Source organism: Pseudomonas fluorescens, assembly GCF_001307275.1.
Taxonomy (GTDB): Bacteria; Pseudomonadota; Gammaproteobacteria; order Pseudomonadales; family Pseudomonadaceae; genus Aquipseudomonas; species Aquipseudomonas fluorescens_AA.
Genome location: NZ_CP012831.1, coordinates 4,082,119 through 4,099,351, shown reverse-complemented (window position 1 = coordinate 4,099,351; position 17,233 = coordinate 4,082,119). Strand labels below are relative to the sequence as shown.

Sequence of the window (17,233 nt, the reverse complement as noted above, 5' to 3'; positions counted from 1 at the left end):
TGGCCACCCTCCGCATCCCAGAACCCAAAACCGCCCCATGCGTATCCACGTCAGTTTCATCGACCGCGTCGGCATCACCCAGGAAGTCCTGGCCTTGCTCGGTGGGCGCAATCTCAACCTGGATGCGGTGGAGATGGTGCCGCCCAACGTCTACATCGATGCCCCTACCCTCAGCCCGCAAGTGCTCGACGAGTTGCGCGAGGCCCTGTTCAGCGTGCGCGGCGTGCAGGCGGTCACCGTGGTGGACATCTTGCCGGGCCAGCGTCGGCACTTGCAGCTCGATGCCTTGCTCGCCGCCATGACCGACCCTGTACTGGCCTTGGACAGCGTCGGCAAGGTGTTGCTGGCCAACCCGGCGCTGATCGCCCTGTATGGTCGTGAACCGGCCGGGGAAAGCGTGGCCGAGCTGTTCAGTGACGAGGCATTGCTCGGCGCCTTGCTGGAAAATGGCTTCCGCCTGCCCTTGCGGGAGGTCACCCTCAATGGCCAGACCTTGCTGCTGGACGCCACCCCCATCACCGACGCCGGCGCGCTGCTGACGCTCTATCAGCCCAATCGCATCGGCGAGCGTCTGTCAGCCCTGCACCACGACCACGCCGAAGGTTTCGACGCACTGTTGGGCGAATCCCCGGCGATCCGCACCCTCAAGGCCCGGGCCCAGCGCGTCGCGGCCCTGGATGCACCGCTGCTGATCCAGGGCGAAACCGGCACCGGCAAGGAACTGGTGGCCCGGGCCTGTCACGCCATCAGCGCCCGTCACAGCGCGCCGTTCCTGGCCCTTAACTGCGCCGCGCTGCCGGAGAACCTGGCGGAAAGCGAGCTGTTCGGCTACGCCCCCGGCGCCTTCACCGGGGCGCAACGGGGCGGCAAGCCAGGGCTGATGGAGTTGGCGAACCAGGGCACGGTATTCCTCGATGAAATCGGCGAGATGTCGCCGTACCTGCAAGCCAAGCTCCTGCGTTTCTTGAACGATGGCAGCTTCCGCCGGGTGGGCGGCGACCGGGAAGTCAAGGTCAACGTGCGGATCCTCAGCGCCACCCACCGCAACCTGGAGAAAATGGTCAGCGAGGGCTCGTTCCGCGAGGACCTGTTCTATCGCCTGAACGTGCTCAACGTCGAAGTCCCGCCGCTGCGCGAACGCGGCCAGGACATCCTGCTGCTGGCGCGCTACTTCATGCAGCAGGCCTGCGCGCAGATCCAGCGCCCGGTCTGCCGCCTGGCTCCCGGTACTTACCCGGCGCTGCTGGGCAACCGCTGGCCGGGCAACGTGCGGCAATTGCAGAACGTGATCTTCCGCGCCGCCGCCATCTGCGAAAGCAGCCTGGTGGACATCGGCGACCTGGACATCGCCGGCACCTCCGTGGCGCGCCAGGGCGATGTGGAAGTCGAAAGCCTGGAACAGGCCGTGGAAACCTTCGAGAAGCACCTGCTCGAAAGCCTCTACGCCAACTACCCCTCCACCCGCCAGTTGGCCAGCCGCCTGCAAACCTCCCATACCGCGATTGCCCATCGGTTGCGCAAATACGGAATTCCCGGGAAGCCGTAGGCCCCTGTGGGAGCGAGCTTGCTCGCGATGGGGACTGCCTGTCACCTCAATGCAAACTGAACCACCGCTATCGCGAGCAAGCTCGCTCCCACAAGGTGACTGACCCCAAAAAGGTGGACACCCCTCTGACTTTTTGGGTTTTCCATGGGCCGGCGTGCCTTCAGAATCGAAGCCAAAAACGACCTCCACCTGTACTGAAAGCGCTACAGTGGAACGATATCGCTACACCTTGCGCTAACCTGCACCGTGCAAGGCTTTGATCCCACAACGATTTTTTCCAGGCGTCCAGCTGTAGCGATTTCGCTACAGCCAAGTCAATCCAAGACTTGATGAAACCATTCAAACCATTGATACATAAGGCATTAATAACATTGGCCGCATTCTTGCTATGGATATAACCATTCGGCCGGGCCAAGCCCCGCGCCTTTCTTCGCGTCCACCAGACGAATCTGGCCCCAGGAGTTTCCATGAGCGAGTTGCGTTTCACTGAAGATCACGAATGGCTGCGCACCGAAGCCGACGGCAGCGTCACCGTAGGCATTACCGCTTTCGCGCAGAACGCATTGGGCGACGTGGTTTTTGTGCAACTGCCTGAATTGCAGGCCTATGACAAAGGCGCCGAGGCCTCTACCGTGGAGTCGGTCAAGGCTGCCAGCGGTGTGTACATGCCCCTGGACGGTGAAGTGCTCGAAGTGAACGACAAGCTCGACGCCAGCCCGGAACTGGTCAACGAAGATCCGCTGGGCGAAGGCTGGTTCTTCCGCTTTAAACCGACCGACGCCGACGCAGTGGCTAAGCTGTTGGATCAAGACGCCTACGATCGCCTGATCAAAGCCAACGCCGAAGCCTGAGGAGCGCACCATGACCGTTAATCTCGGCACCGCCAACGAATTCATCGCCCGCCACATCGGCCCGCGTTCCAGCGACGAGCAAGCCATGCTCGAGCGCCTGGGTTACGACTCCCTGGAAGCGTTGAGCGCCAGCGTCATCCCGGAAAGCATCAAGGGCACCAGCGTGCTGGACATGGGCGACGGCCAGAGCGAAGCCGACGCACTGGCCTCGATCAAGGCCATCGCCAGCAAGAACCAACTGTTCAAGACCTACATCGGCCAGGGCTACTACAACTGCCACACGCCGGCACCGATCCTGCGCAACCTGCTGGAAAACCCGGCCTGGTACACCGCCTACACCCCGTATCAGCCTGAAATCTCCCAGGGCCGTCTCGAAGCGCTGTTGAACTTCCAGACCCTGATCAGCGACCTCACCGGCCTGCCGATCGCTAACGCCTCGTTGCTCGACGAAGCCACCGCCGCCGCCGAAGCCATGACCTTCTGCAAGCGCCTGAGCAAGAACAAGGGCAGCAACGCCTTCTTCGCCTCCGTGCACAGCCACCCGCAAACCCTCGACGTGCTACGCACCCGTGCCGAGCCCCTGGGCATCGACGTGGTGGTGGGCGATGAGCGCGAACTGAGCGACGTCAGCGGCTTCTTCGGCGCGCTGCTGCAATACCCGGCCAGCAACGGCGACCTGTTCGACTATCGCGAACTGACCGAACGCTTCCACGCCGCCAACGCCCTGGTGGCCGTTGCCGCGGACCTGCTGGCCCTGACCTTGCTGACCCCACCGGGTGAATTCGGTGCCGACGTGGCCATCGGCAGTGCCCAGCGCTTCGGCGTGCCGCTGGGCTTCGGCGGCCCACACGCGGCGTACTTCTCCACCAAGGACGCGTTCAAGCGCGACATGCCCGGCCGCCTGGTCGGTGTTTCCGTGGACCGTTTCGGCAAGCCGGCCCTGCGCCTGGCGATGCAGACCCGCGAGCAACACATCCGCCGCGAGAAAGCCACGAGCAACATCTGCACCGCCCAGGTGCTGCTGGCCAACATCGCCAGCATGTACGCCGTGTACCACGGCCCCAAGGGCCTGGTGCAAATTGCCAATCGCATCCATCACCTGACCGCGATCCTCGCCAAGGGCCTGGGCGCGCTGGGCCTGAGCGTCGAGCAAGAGAGCTTCTTCGACACCCTGACCCTGCGCACCGGCGCGCAAACCGCCGCCCTGCACGACAAGGCCCGCGCCCAACGCATCAACCTGCGTGTGGTGGACACGCAACGCCTGGGCCTGTCCCTGGACGAGACCACCAGCCAAGCTGACGTCGAAGCACTGTGGAGCCTGTTGGCCGACGGCAAGGCCCTGCCGGACTTCGCGGCACTGGCCGCCACGGTGCAAAGCCGCATCCCGGCCGAGCTGGTGCGCCAATCGGCGATCCTCAGCCACCCGGTGTTCAACCGCTACCACTCCGAAACCGAGCTGATGCGCTACCTGCGCAAGCTCGCCGACAAGGACCTGGCCCTGGATCGCACCATGATCCCGCTGGGTTCCTGCACCATGAAACTCAACGCCGCCAGCGAAATGATCCCGGTGACCTGGGCCGAGTTCGGCGCCCTGCACCCGTTCGCCCCGGCCGAGCAAAGCGCTGGCTACCAGCAACTGACCGACGAACTGGAAGCCATGCTCTGCGCCGCCACCGGCTATGACGCGGTGTCGCTGCAACCCAACGCCGGTTCCCAGGGCGAATACGCCGGCCTGCTGGCGATCCGCGCCTATCACCAGAGCCGTGGCGAAGACCGTCGCGACATCTGCCTGATCCCGTCCTCGGCCCACGGCACCAACCCGGCCACCGCCAACATGGCCGGCATGCGCGTGGTCGTGACCGCCTGCGATGCCCGTGGCAACGTCGACATCGAAGACCTGCGGGCCAAGGCCATCGAGCACCGCGAACACCTCGCGGCGCTGATGATCACCTACCCGTCCACCCACGGCGTATTCGAAGAAGGCATCCGCGAAATCTGCGGCATCATTCATGACAATGGCGGCCAGGTGTACATCGACGGCGCCAACATGAACGCCATGGTCGGCCTCTGCGCCCCGGGCAAGTTCGGCGGCGACGTGTCGCACCTGAACCTGCACAAGACCTTCTGCATTCCTCACGGCGGTGGCGGCCCGGGCGTCGGCCCGATTGGCGTCAAGTCGCACCTGGCACCGTTCCTGCCGGGCCACGCCAACATGGCGCGCAAGGAAGGCGCAGTGTGCGCGGCGCCGTTCGGCAGCGCGAGCATCCTGCCGATCACCTGGATGTACATCCGCATGATGGGCGGCGCGGGCCTCAAGCGCGCGTCGCAACTGGCGATTCTCAACGCCAACTACATCGCCCGTCGCCTGGAAGAACACTACCCAGTGCTCTACTCCGGCAGCAACGGCCTGGTGGCCCACGAGTGCATTCTCGATTTGCGTCCGCTCAAGGACAGCAGTGGCATCAGTGTCGATGACGTGGCCAAGCGCCTGATCGACTTCGGTTTCCACGCGCCGACCATGTCGTTCCCGGTAGCCGGCACGTTGATGATCGAACCGACCGAAAGCGAATCCAAGGAAGAACTGGACCGTTTCTGCGACGCCATGATCTGCATCCGCGAAGAAATCCGCGCGGTGGAAAACGGCAGCCTGGACAAAGACGACAACCCACTGAAGAACGCCCCGCACACCGCGGCGGAGCTCGTCGGCGAGTGGACCCACCCCTACAGCCGCGAACAGGCGGTGTACCCGGTGGCGTCGTTGATCGATGGCAAGTACTGGCCGCCGGTGGGCCGGGTCGACAACGTGTTCGGCGACCGCAACCTGGTCTGCGCCTGCCCGTCGCTCGAAAGCTACGCTTGACCTATGGAGGGGCGGGCTTGCTCGCCACCTCTCAACAACACCGCGAACCTTGTGGAAGGTCACCTTCTCAAGGAAACCACATCTCCCTGTGGGAGCGAGCTTGCTCGCGATAGCGGTGTGACAGCTGACAGAAATGTTGACTGACACTCCGCTATCGCGAGCAAGCTCGCTCCCACAAAGGAGCCTGTGCCCCATTTCATAACCGTCGATCCTCATAAAAAGAAACCGGAGAAACACCATGTCGTTAAGCGTGTTCGACCTGTTCAAGATCGGTATCGGTCCTTCCAGCTCCCATACCGTCGGCCCGATGCGTGCCGCTGCCCGTTTCGCCGAGGGGCTGCGCCGTGACGACCTGCTTGAAAGCATTACCAGCGTCAAGGTCGAGCTCTACGGCTCGCTCGGTGCCACCGGCAAGGGCCACGGCAGTGACAAGGCCGTGCTGCTGGGCCTGGAGGGCGAGCATCCCGACACCGTGGACACCGAAACGGTGAACGCCCGGCTCCAGGAGATCCGCAGCAACGGCCGCCTGAACCTGCTCGGCGCACACGCCATCGAATTCAACGAAAAACTGCACTTGGCGATGATCCGCAAGCCGCTGGCCTTTCACCCCAACGGCATGATCTTCCGCGCCTTCGATGCCGCCGGGCTGCAAGTGCGCAGCCGCGAGTACTACTCGGTCGGTGGCGGCTTTGTCGTGGATGAAGACGCCGCTGGCGCCGACCGCATCGTCGAAGACGCCACGCCCCTGACCTTCCCGTTCAAGAGCGCCAAGGACCTGCTGGGCCATTGCACCACCTATGGCCTGTCCATCAGCCAGGTGATGCTGACCAACGAAAGCGCCTGGCGCCCCGAAGCCGAGACCCGCGCCGGCCTGCTGAAGATCTGGCAGGTGATGCAGGATTGCGTGGCGGCCGGCTGTCGCAACGAAGGGATTCTGCCGGGCGGGCTGAAGGTCAAGCGCCGGGCCGCGGCGTTGCATCGCCAGTTGTGCAAGAACCCCGAAGCCGCCCTGCGCGACCCGCTGTCGGTGCTCGATTGGGTCAACCTGTACGCCTTGGCCGTCAACGAAGAAAACGCCTACGGCGGGCGCGTCGTCACCGCCCCGACCAACGGGGCGGCAGGCATCATCCCGGCTGTGCTGCATTACTACATGCGCTTCATCCCAGGGGCCAGCGAGGATGGCGTGGTGCGGTTCCTGCTGACCGCCGCCGCCATCGGCATCCTGTACAAGGAAAACGCCTCCATCTCCGGCGCCGAAGTCGGTTGCCAGGGTGAAGTCGGCGTGGCCTGTTCCATGGCTGCCGGGGCCTTGTGCGAAGTGCTCGGCGGCACCGTGCAGCAAGTGGAAAACGCCGCCGAGATCGGCATGGAACACAACCTCGGCCTGACCTGCGACCCGATCGGCGGGCTGGTGCAGGTGCCGTGCATCGAACGCAACGCCATGGGCTCGGTGAAAGCCATCAACGCGGTGCGCATGGCCATGCGCGGCGATGGGCATCACTTTGTCTCCCTCGACAAAGTCATCCGCACCATGCGCCAGACCGGCGCCGACATGAAAAGCAAATACAAGGAGACCGCCCGCGGCGGTCTGGCGGTCAACATCATCGAATGCTGACGCGCGCCATTCTCATTTTCCAGGAGCTGATATGTCCACCGAACAACTGTTGAAAACCCCGCTGCACGCCCTGCACCTCGAACTCGGCGCCCGCATGGTGCCGTTCGCCGGCTACGACATGCCGGTGCAGTACCCACTGGGCGTGATGAAGGAACACCAGCACACCCGCGATCAGGCCGGGCTGTTCGACGTGTCCCACATGGGCCAGATCCGCCTGAGCGGCGCAGGCGCCGCCAAGGCCCTGGAAACCCTGGTACCAGTGGACATCATCGACCTGCCGGTGGGCATGCAGCGCTACGCCATGTTCACCAACGACAACGGCGGCATCCTTGACGACCTGATGGTCGCCAACCTGGGCAATGACGAACTGTTCCTGGTGGTCAACGCCGCCTGCAAGGATCAGGACCTGGCCCACCTGCGTGCGCACATTGGCGATCAGTGCAACATCGAGCCGCTGTTCGAGGCCCGCGCCCTGCTTGCCCTGCAAGGTCCGGCCGCCGTCACCGTGCTCGCCCGCCTGGCGCCGGACGTGGCAAAGATGACCTTCATGCAGTTCCAGCGCGTCACGCTGTTGGGCGTGGATTGCTTTGTCAGCCGTTCGGGCTACACCGGTGAAGACGGTTTCGAAATTTCCGTACCCGCCGCCGACGCGGAAAAACTCGCCCGCGCCTTGCTGGCCGAGCCGGAAGTCGCGGCCATCGGCCTCGGTGCCCGTGACTCCCTGCGCCTGGAAGCCGGCCTGTGCCTGTATGGCCACGACATGAACACCGAGACGACGCCGATCGAAGCCAGCCTGCTGTGGGCCATTTCCAAAGTGCGCCGTGCCGATGGCGGCCGCGCCGGTGGTTTCCCCGGCGCCGAGAGCGTGTTCGCCCAACAACAGGGCGGCGTGAAGCGCAAACGCGTCGGCCTGCTGCCCCAGGAACGCACACCCGTGCGTGAAGGCGCGGAGATCGTCAACGACGCCGGCGAGATCATCGGTTCTGTGTGCAGCGGCGGTTTCGGCCCGACCCTGGGCGCTCCGCTGGCGATGGGTTACCTGGACAGCGCCTATGTGGCACTGGATACGCCGGTCTGGGCCATCGTGCGTGGGAAAAGGGTGCCTTTGCTTGTAAGCAAAATGCCATTCGTTCCACAGCGCTACTACCGCGGCTGATTGGTTGTTTCTATAAGTAACGCGGTTGCGTTATACGTGCACTAATGTGTCACGCAACCGCCATAAAAAGGTGCATATCTTTAGACATTCAACCGACCTTATAACGATCGTAAACAATTGAACTAGCCTATCGAATAAGCCCTGCTCCGCAAGCGGCGTAAATGCGGGCAAGCTGAGCAAATACGGGGCCTTCCGAGGGGGTTGTTTTTTTATTCGAAGTTGGCGTAGAGTTTGGTCACTGTGTTTGCATGGGTCGCTTGGAATCGTGACCTGGGCAGTAGCTTATGAAGTTCGCTACATCCCGTTCGACGTCTCTTACTTTCCTGCAACCCAGCCCAGTACTCTTTCATGTGAAAGAGGCTGTCATCAATTTTAGCGTCAAAGGAAATAAGAAAATGTCTCAACGTCAGAGCGGTACCGTCAAGTGGTTCAACGACGAAAAGGGTTTTGGTTTTATCACGCCTGAAAGCGGTCCGGACCTGTTCGTGCATTTCCGCGCCATCCAAGGCAACGGCTTCAAGAGCCTGAAAGAAGGCCAGAAAGTCACTTTCGTTGCCGTGCAAGGCCAGAAAGGCATGCAGGCTGACGAGGTTCAAGCCGAAGCCTGAGGCTTTCGCACACTAAAAAGCCCCTGATTGATATCAGGGGCTTTTTTATGGGCGTAAATCCGTAAAATGGCTTCTTTTTTCAGCCGAGGCCGTCATGCCGAAACACCTGCTCACGCCCCAGGGCGACTTTCCCCCCGCCGGCCTGGGCCGTCGCCTGGCGGCGATGTTTTATGACTTTTTGCTGTGCACAGCGCTGCTGATCGTCACCAGCGGTGCCTACAAGATGATCCAGATGGCGATCATCGGCGAAGAAAAAATGCGCGCCCTGACCGAAGCCGGTGCGCTGGACGGCGACCCGCTGCTGTCCACCGTGCTGCTGTTCGTGCTGTTCGGCTTCTTCGCCAAGTTCTGGACCCACAACGGCCAGACCCTGGGCATGCAAGTGTGGTGCATCCGCGTACAGAACGCCGATGGCACGGCCATCAGCCTGTGGCAGGCGCTGTTGCGGTTCGTGGTGTCGATTGCATCACTGCTGCTGGTGGGGTTGGGGTTCATCTGGGCGCTGTTCGACAAGCGCCAGCGCAGTTGGCATGACATCTACTCGGAAACGCAGCTGGTGCGAATTCCCAAGAAGACCAAGTAATTCCCGACTGCAAGACAGCCTTGTGGCGAGGGAGCTTGCTCCCTCGCCACAAAAAGCTTTAAGGCCTCAAGCCCCTAACGTTCAAAGACCATCAGCCTCCCAACGATCAGGCATTGCCCGCCAGCTTCATCCGCGCCGCCTGGGTGAAGTCCAGCATGCGCTTGAGCGGGCGAATCGCCTGGGGGATCAGCGCCGGGTCGACGAAGATCTCGTTGGCACCTTCCTGCAAGCTCTTGAGCGTGCGCTCCAGGGTGTTCATGGCCATCCATGGGCAGTGCGCGCAACTGCGGCACGCCGCGCCGTTACCGGCGGTAGGGGCTTCGATGAAGACCTTGTCCGGGCACAGCTGCTGCATCTTGTAGAAAATACCCCGGTCGGTGGCGACGATCAGCGTCTTGTTCGGCAGGGTCTGGGCCGCGGCGATCAACTGGCTGGTGGAGCCCACGGCATCCGCCAGCTCGATCACCGACGTCGGCGACTCCGGGTGCACCAGGATCGCAGCATCCGGGTACAGCGCCTTCATGTCCTCCAACTGCTTGGACTTGAACTCTTCGTGGACGATGCAGGCACCGTCCCAGAGCAACATGTCGGCGCCGGTCTTGCGCTGGATGTAAGTGCCCAGGTGCTTGTCCGGCCCCCAGATGATCGTCTCGCCGTTGTCCATCAGGCTCTCGACGATTTCCAACGCGCAACTGGACGTCACCACCCAGTCGGCCCGGGCCTTGACCGCCGCCGAGGTGTTGGCATAAACCACCACGGTGCGCTCCGGATGCTGGTCGCAGAACGCCGAGAACTCGTCCACCGGGCAGCCCAGGTCCAGGGAGCAGGTGGCCTCCAGGGTGGGCATCAGCACGCGTTTCTCGGGGTTGAGAATCTTGGCGGTCTCGCCCATGAACTTGACCCCGGCCACCACCACGGTCTTGGCCGGGTGGGCATTGCCGAAGCGGGCCATTTCCAAGGAGTCGGACACGCAGCCACCGGTCTCTTCGGCCAGGGCCTGGATGATCGGGTCACAGTAGAAGTGCGCGACCAGTACCGCGTCCTGAGCCTTGAGCTCGGCGGCGATGGCGGCGCGGTACCAGGCTTCCTGCTCGGCGGTCAGCGGCTTGGGCTGCTTGGCGTCGAGGTGGGCCTGGACCAGAAGGCGTTCGGAAATTTGCGTCATGTTCGCAAGACCTGCAAGCGCGTTTAGCGCGAAAGTCGAGTATACACCCGGCTCCGGACCACTCGGGTACCGCCGGGAAAGTGGGTATCAATCAGGCACGGGACAGCGTGAAGCCGGCAAGGCTACAGAATATCCCGCCGATGCAAAAGATCATTCTGACCTGTGCCCCGCCAGGCGACTTCGCGCCCGGCCAAGCTGACTGAAATGTAATCACTCGCCTCGTCCGCCTGTGTCATCTTTCGCTCAAACCTGCACAGGGAGACCACCTCCCATGCACGCAGCGAATCGACTGACGGACTCTCATCGCATGCAAACAAAAACTTCCCGGCGAACCTTCGTAAAGGGCCTGACTGCCGGCGGCATCCTCGGCGGCTTGGGTTTGTGGCGCGCGCCCGTCTGGGCAGTCACCGGCCCGGGCCAGCCCAACGTGCTGAGCGGTACCGAGTTCGACCTGTTCATCGGCGAAAGCCCGGTCAATTTCACCGGCAACCCCCGCACCGCCCAGACCATCAACGGCGGCATCCCCGGCCCGCTGCTGCGCTGGCGTGAAGGCGACACCGTGACCCTGCGGGTGCGCAATCGCTTGCAGGACACCACCTCCATCCACTGGCACGGCATCCTGCTGCCGGCCAACATGGACGGTGTTCCGGGGTTGAGTTTCAAAGGCATCGAGCCCGGCGGCCTGTACGTGTATCAATTCAAGGTCCGGCAGAACGGCACCTACTGGTACCACAGCCATTCCGGTTTCCAGGAGCAATCCGGGGTCTACGGCCCGCTGGTGATTGACGCCAGGGAGCCCGAGCCCTTCCAGTACGAACGGGACTATGTGGTGATGCTCACCGACTGGACCGATGAAGACCCCGCCAACATCCTGCGCAAGCTCAAGAAGCAATCGGACTACTACAACTACAACAAACGCACCGTCGGCGACTTCATCGACGACGTGGGCAAGAACGGCTGGGCCAGCACCGTGGCCGACCGCAAGATGTGGGCCGAGATGAAGATGAACCCCACAGACCTGGCCGACGTCAGTGGCGCCACCTACACCTACCTCATGAACGGCCAGGCACCGGACATGAACTGGACCGGCCTGTTCAAGCCTGGCGAGCGCCTTCGCCTGCGCTTTATCAACGGTTCGTCCATGAGCTATTTCGACGTGCGCATTCCCGGCTTGAAGATGACAGTGGTGGCGTCCGACGGCCAATACGTCAAACCGGTGAGCGTCGATGAGTTCCGGATCGCCGTGGCCGAAACCTATGACGTCATCATCGAACCGACCCAAGAGGCCTACACCCTGTTCGCCCAGTCCATGGACCGCACCGGGTATGCCCGCGGCACCCTCGCGACCAGGGCCGGATTGTCGGCACCGGTACCGCCCCTGGACCCTCGGCCCCTGGTGACCATGGACGACATGGGCATGGGTGGCATGGACCACGGCGGCATGGGGCAAATGAACGGCATGGACCACGGCTCGATGCAGGGCATGGCGGGAATGGACGACAGCTCGATGCAAGGCATGGATCACAGCCAGATGCAGGGCATGGGCGACATGGCCGGCATGGATCACGGTGCCATGCAGGGCATGGACAGCATGCTCGCGCACCCCGACACCGAGAAAGACAATCCCCTGGTGGACATGCAGGCCATGAGCGTCAAACCCAAGCTCGATGACCCGGGCATGGGGCTGCGGGACAACGGCCGCAAAGTGCTGACCTACTCCGACCTGCGCAGCACCTTTCCCGACCCCGACGGCCGCGAGCCGGGCCGCACGATCGAGCTGCACCTGACCGGGCACATGGAGAAATTCGTCTGGTCGTTCAACGGCGTGAAGTTCGCCGACGCCGCGCCGCTGCTGCTCAAGTACGGCGAGCGACTGCGCATCGTGCTGATCAACGACACCATGATGACCCACCCCATCCACCTGCACGGCATGTGGAGCGACCTGGAGGATGAGAACAACCAATTCATGGTCCGCAAGCACACCATCGACGTGCCACCGGGCGCCAGGCGCAGCTACCGGGTCACCGCCGATGCCCTCGGGCGCTGGGCGTATCACTGCCATCTGCTGTTTCACATGGAGATGGGCATGTTCCGTGAAGTTCGGGTGCAGGAATGAGGAGCCGACCATGACCACTGTTTTTCACTACTCCATGGCACTCATTGCCAGCCTGGCCTTCAGCGCCACCACCTCGACCTGGGCGGCCAGCAACGACATGCCCGGCATGGATCACAGCCAGATGCCGGGAATGGACCACAGCCAGATGCAAGGCATGGACTCAATGCAGGGCATGGAACCCATGCAATCAGCGCCGACCAGCAGCCGCACACCGATCCCGGCACTGACCGCCGCCGACCGCGCCGCTGTCTACGAAGATCATGGCGGGCACGCGGTGCATGACAGCGCCATCCATTCGTTTTTCCTCATCGACCAACTGGAATGGCAGGACGCCGATGACGGCAGCGCCCTGAGCTGGGATGCATCGGGCTGGATCGGCGGCGACATCGACCGTTTGTGGCTGCGCTCCGAAGGTGAACGCCTCAACGGCAAGACCGAAGAAGCCGAATTGCAGGCCCTGTGGGGCCACGCCGTCAGCCCCTGGTGGGACCTGGTGGCCGGCGTGCGCCAGGACTTCAAGCCAGGCGATCCGCAAACCTGGGCCGCCTTCGGTGTGCAAGGCATGGCGCTCTACAACTTCGAAGCCGAGGCCACCGCGTTCATCGGCGAAGGTGGCCAGAGCGCGGCGCGCCTGGAGGGCGACTATGACATCTTGCTGACCAACCGCCTGATCCTGCAGCCCACCGCCGAAGCCAACTTCTATGGCAAGAACGATCCCGCCCGTGGCGTCGGCTCGGGGCTGTCGGACACCGAGCTCGGCCTGCGGCTGCGCTATGAAATACGCCGCGAATTCGCGCCCTACATTGGCGTCACCTGGAATCGGGTCTACGGCAACACCGCCGACTACGCCCGGGAAGAAGGCGAAGACCGCAGCGAAGCGCGCCTGGTGCTGGGCCTGCGCCTGTGGTTCTGATCTGTTTCACTAAAACTAAAAATCGAGCTAGGAGTCCTTGCATGTCATTCATCAAAACCGCCGTCGCCTTGTCCGCCGGCCTGTTGCTCAGTGGCCTGGCCCAGGCCCATCCGAAACTGCTGTCCTCCTCCCCGGCAGAAGGCGCCGAAGGGGCGGCGCCGGCGAAGATCGAGCTGCATTTTTCCGAAAACCTGATGACCCAGTTTTCCGGCGCCAAGCTGATGATGACCGCGATGCCGGGCATGGCGGCGCATTCGCCGATGCCCATGCCGGCCAAGGTGTCCGGCAGCGATGATCCGAAAACCATGGTCATCACGCCGAATGCCCCGCTTGCCACCGGCACTTACCAAGTCCAGTGGCGCGCGGTGTCGTCCGACACTCACCCGATCACCGGCAATGTCACGTTCAAGGTGAAGTGAGTTGATGAGCGATTCGATCAACATCGCGCTGCGCTTTGCCTTGTACCTGGATCTGATGTTGCTGTTTGGCCTCGCTGCGTTTGGCCTTTATAGCCTGCGAGGCCAGGAGCGGGTCTCGGGGATGCAGTTGCCTTTCGCACCGCTGCTGCTGACCACGGCGCTGCTGGGGGGCTTGCTCTCCCTGGCGGCCATGGCGTGCATGGCCTGGGCCATGAGCGGTGTTTCGGCGTGGGCCGAACTGTGGCCGCACCTTGAAATGATGGTCGTGCAAACCGATGTCGGCTTGAGTTGGACAGTGCGCATGGCGGCGCTGCTGCTGGCCGGTTTCGCCGTGACGCTCAATCACCGTTGGCCGAGCGCCAGCCTCGGCCTGGTCACACTGGCCGGGGCCGTAGCGCTGGCGACACTGGCTTGGGCAGGTCACGGCGCCATGGACGAAGGCAGCCGTCGCAACTGGCACTTCATCACCGACTTCCTGCACCTGTGGGCGGCAGGTGGCTGGGTCGGTGCCTTGGCCGCGTTTGCCCTGCTGCTTCGCCAGGCCGAACCTGCGTTGGCGGTGCTGGCCCGGACATTGACCGGGTTCGAAACCGCCGGGGCGGTGATCGTGGTGGTCATCAGCGTGACAGGGGTGGCCAATTATCTGTTCATCGTCGGCCCGAGTGTCGAAGGGCTGCTGGACAGCACCTATGGTCAGTTGCTAGCGCTCAAACTCATCTTGTTCGCGGCCATGCTGGTGTTCGCCGCGTTGAACCGTTTTCACCTGAGCCCGCTGCTGGAACAAGCCCGACAGAGCGGCGAGCACGAGGTTGCGGTGAAGGCCCTGCGGCGCAGCATGGTGCTGGAGTTCGCCGTGGCGGTGGTCATCCTGGGGTTGGTGGCCTGGCTGGGCACGCTGAGCCCGGCGATGGAATAAGGGGTAGTGAACTACAGTGTGGCGAGGGAGCTTGCTCCCGCTGGGTTGCGAAGCAGCCCCCTGGTTTTGCCTGACACACCGCAAGGGGCCGCTACGCGCCCCAGCGGGAGCAAGCTCCCTCGCCACAAAAGCCCTGGATCTTGACTGATTGCGCGCCGCATTTAATTTTTCAATACCCCCCGCCAGTTTTCAGTTTGCCCATACCAGGCCACCCCAGCCTAAATGACGCTTTGTTAACCAAGGCTCTGTTATGGAAAACGTTCGAACATCAAGCACCCACGCCGTCTGGCTGATGGTCAGCATCGTGTTGGTGGCGCTGAACCTGCGGCCCTCGATGGCCGCGGTCGGGCCGTTGCTGTCAGCCATTCGCGGCGAGGTCCCCCTGAGCTTCAGCACGGCCTCGCTGCTGACCATGTTGCCGGTCATGGCCATGGGCCTGGCGATGTTCCTGGGCATGCGCATCGCCCTGCGCATCGGTGAGCACCGCACCATTGTCCTGTCGCTGCTGATCATCGGTATCGCCACCGCATCGCGCTTGTACCTGGACAGCGCCGCCGAGCTGATCATCAGCGCGGTGCTAGCCGGACTCGGCATCGCGCTGATCCAGGCGGTGATGCCAGCGCTGATCAAGTCGCGCTACGCCGACAACGTCTCGCTGTTCATGGGCCTGTATGTCACGTCGATCATGGGCGGCGCGGCGCTTGCCGCGTCGTTTTCGCCGTTTGTCCTGGCGCAGACCGGCAGCTGGCGCATCGGCCTGGCGATCTGGGCGCTGTTGGCGTTAGTCGCCCTGGGTTGCTGGTATGCCCAGCGCTCAGCCGTGACACCGTTGCCCGAAGCCCCTGTCCGGCAGCAAGAGTCATTCTTCAGCAATTCCCGGGCTTGGTTGCTGGCGATTTTCTTCGGCCTGGGCACCGCCTCCTACACCTGCGTACTGGCCTGGCTGGCCCCGTACTACGTGGAAAAGGGTTGGAGTGAACAACACGCGGGCCTGCTGCTGGGGTTCCTCACGGCCATGGAAGTGCTGTCCGGCCTCGTCACCCCGGCGATTGCCAACCGCAGCCAGGATAAACGCGTGGTCCTCGCCGTGTTGCTGGTGCTGATCATGGGCGGCTTCTGCGGCCTGATCCTCAGCCCGGAACACTTCAGCCTGTTGTGGCCTTGCCTGCTGGGCCTGGGCATCGGTGGCCTGTTCCCAATGAGTTTGATCGTGTCCCTCGACCACTTGGACAACCCGCGACGGGCCGGTGGCCTGACCGCGTTCGTGCAAGGCATCGGCTACCTGATCGCCGGGCTCTCGCCCTTGATTGCCGGGATGATCCGCGATCAGTTGGGCAGCTTCGAATGGGCCTGGTGGTCGCTCACCGCCGTCATGGCATTGATGCTCCTGATGGTCCTGCGCTTCAATCCCAAGCAATACGCGCGGCATATCAGCTAGTCGACGAAGACCGGCCGCTCGCGCCCGGGGCTGCATTCGATGCAGCCCCGGTTTTGACAATTCACCCATGACGGCAGACCGTTTTGTCCATCATGACGTTCCGATCCGCAACACAGGAATAAGACCTTGATGAAAAACGTCGGTTTTGCCGCCGCTCACTGGGGCATGCTCATTTGGGCAATGCTGATCGCCTCGTCGTTCTTTGCCGCGGCCCAGGTCAGCCAGACGATCGACCCGATCCTGCTCACGGGTCTGCGGCTGCTGTTTTCCGCGCTGATGTTCCTGCCGCTGCTGCTCCTGAAAAACACCTCGCCCATTTCCATCAGGGGTCTGCTGGCCCACGCCGTGCTCGGCCTGCTGTTGGCGACTTACTTTGGTTCGTTGTTCGAAGCGCTGCGCTACACCTCGGCGGTCAACACCGCGACGCTGTACACGCTGGTGCCCTTGATGACTTTGTTTTTCGAGGTATTCCTGCTGCCCAGTCCCAGCCTCAAGACCCGCCTGCTGCCCATGTTGGTGGCGGCAGTCGGCGCCGTGTTGCTGACGCTCAAGGGCTCGGCCCCGGGGCAAATGCCGGCGCTCTATCCGGTGCTGGTGTTCGGTGCCGGTTGCCTGGCGATGGCGTTGTATTCGCCGCTGAGCCAACGCTTCAAGGCAACAGCGTTGCAGGGCCGCGATCCGGTGGCGATGACGTTCTGGAACATGCTGTTCGGTTCGCTGTTCCTGCTGGTGTTCTGCCTGATCAGTGGCGGATGGCGCAGCGGCCTGCAGTTGTCGACGCTGGACATCGGCTGGCTGGTGTACCTGGCCTTGTTCGGCACCCTCGCCACGTTCTGGTTGCTGCACCGGGCAATCGGGGTGATCTCGCCCTCCACGGTGATTTCCTACGTTTACCTCAACACCCTGTTCGTCACCCTGCTGAATTGGTTCTGGCTCAGGCAGCAACCGATGATGATCGAGATCATCGGCGCTGCGCTGGTGGGAGGCGGCATGCTGGCACTGGTGGTCAGCAGCCGTAACGCCAGAACCGTTACGGCTTGAGCCCCC

The 17,233-nt window shown here is 63.0% G+C and carries 14 protein-coding genes; 13 read left to right on the top strand and 1 reads right to left on the bottom strand.

Translation table 11 applies throughout. From position 1 onward, the window contains the following. The first annotated feature begins 37 nt into the window (after window positions 1-37). The 7 genes from AO356_RS18205 to AO356_RS18175 all read left to right on the top strand — a co-directional run bounded on the left by AO356_RS18205 (window position 38) and on the right by AO356_RS18175 (window position 9,219). Window positions 38-1,546, top strand: coding sequence for a sigma-54-dependent transcriptional regulator (locus tag AO356_RS18205; protein ID WP_060740921.1), 1,509 nt, complete (start codon window positions 38-40; stop codon window positions 1,544-1,546). 467 nt (window positions 1,547-2,013) lie between these two features. Then, window positions 2,014-2,397, top strand: a complete 384-nt coding sequence (gene gcvH / locus AO356_RS18200; protein ID WP_060740920.1) for a glycine cleavage system protein GcvH — start codon at window positions 2,014-2,016, stop codon at window positions 2,395-2,397. Window positions 2,398-2,407: 10 nt separating this feature from the next. Next, entirely contained in the window at window positions 2,408-5,257 is a 2,850-nt protein-coding gene (gene gcvP / locus AO356_RS18195) for an aminomethyl-transferring glycine dehydrogenase (protein ID WP_060740919.1), read from the top strand. 238 nt (window positions 5,258-5,495) lie between these two features. Continuing rightward, window positions 5,496-6,872: an L-serine ammonia-lyase gene (locus AO356_RS18190; protein WP_060740918.1), complete on the top strand. Its 1,377-nt coding sequence runs from the start codon at window positions 5,496-5,498 to the stop codon at window positions 6,870-6,872. A gap of 31 nt (window positions 6,873-6,903) precedes the next feature. Continuing rightward, the gene (gene gcvT, locus AO356_RS18185) at window positions 6,904-8,028 is read left to right on the top strand and encodes a glycine cleavage system aminomethyltransferase GcvT (RefSeq protein WP_060740917.1); all 1,125 of its coding nucleotides are present in this window, start codon (window positions 6,904-6,906) and stop codon (window positions 8,026-8,028) included. Between the two features lie 395 nt (window positions 8,029-8,423). Beyond that, a complete protein-coding gene (locus AO356_RS18180) occupies window positions 8,424-8,636 on the top strand; it encodes a cold-shock protein (RefSeq protein ID WP_003175786.1) in 213 nt (70 codons plus the stop codon). 94 nt (window positions 8,637-8,730) lie between these two features. Further along, on the top strand, window positions 8,731-9,219 hold the full coding sequence (locus AO356_RS18175; protein WP_060740916.1) for an RDD family protein: 489 nt from the start codon (window positions 8,731-8,733) through the stop codon (window positions 9,217-9,219). Between the two features lie 106 nt (window positions 9,220-9,325). Here AO356_RS18175 and nadA read toward each other — a convergent pair whose 3' ends face one another. Then, window positions 9,326-10,384: a quinolinate synthase NadA gene (gene nadA / locus AO356_RS18170; RefSeq protein WP_003205010.1), complete on the bottom strand. Its 1,059-nt coding sequence runs from the start codon at window positions 10,382-10,384 to the stop codon at window positions 9,326-9,328. 307 nt (window positions 10,385-10,691) lie between these two features. Between nadA and AO356_RS18165 the strand changes: the two genes are divergently transcribed. The 6 genes from AO356_RS18165 (at window position 10,692) to AO356_RS18140 (ending at window position 17,227) form a co-directional block, all read left to right on the top strand. Further along, window positions 10,692-12,500, top strand: coding sequence for a copper resistance system multicopper oxidase (locus tag AO356_RS18165; protein WP_060740915.1), 1,809 nt, complete (start codon window positions 10,692-10,694; stop codon window positions 12,498-12,500). 10 nt (window positions 12,501-12,510) lie between these two features. Continuing rightward, the gene (locus tag AO356_RS18160; protein WP_060740914.1) at window positions 12,511-13,413 is read left to right on the top strand and encodes a copper resistance protein B; all 903 of its coding nucleotides are present in this window, start codon (window positions 12,511-12,513) and stop codon (window positions 13,411-13,413) included. Window positions 13,414-13,454: 41 nt separating this feature from the next. After that, window positions 13,455-13,832, top strand: coding sequence for a copper homeostasis periplasmic binding protein CopC (gene copC / locus AO356_RS18155; RefSeq protein ID WP_060740913.1), 378 nt, complete (start codon window positions 13,455-13,457; stop codon window positions 13,830-13,832). 4 nt (window positions 13,833-13,836) lie between these two features. Further along, window positions 13,837-14,748 (top strand): copper homeostasis membrane protein CopD, encoded by a 912-nt coding sequence (gene copD / locus AO356_RS18150; protein WP_060740912.1) that lies wholly within the window; start codon window positions 13,837-13,839, stop codon window positions 14,746-14,748. A 250-nt stretch (window positions 14,749-14,998) separates the two neighbouring features. Next, complete coding sequence (locus AO356_RS18145; RefSeq protein ID WP_060740911.1) at window positions 14,999-16,186, top strand: cyanate transporter; 1,188 nt, start codon at window positions 14,999-15,001, stop codon at window positions 16,184-16,186. Window positions 16,187-16,315: 129 nt separating this feature from the next. Next, complete coding sequence (locus AO356_RS18140; protein WP_060740910.1) at window positions 16,316-17,227, top strand: DMT family transporter; 912 nt, start codon at window positions 16,316-16,318, stop codon at window positions 17,225-17,227. Window positions 17,228-17,233: the final 6 nt, after the last annotated feature.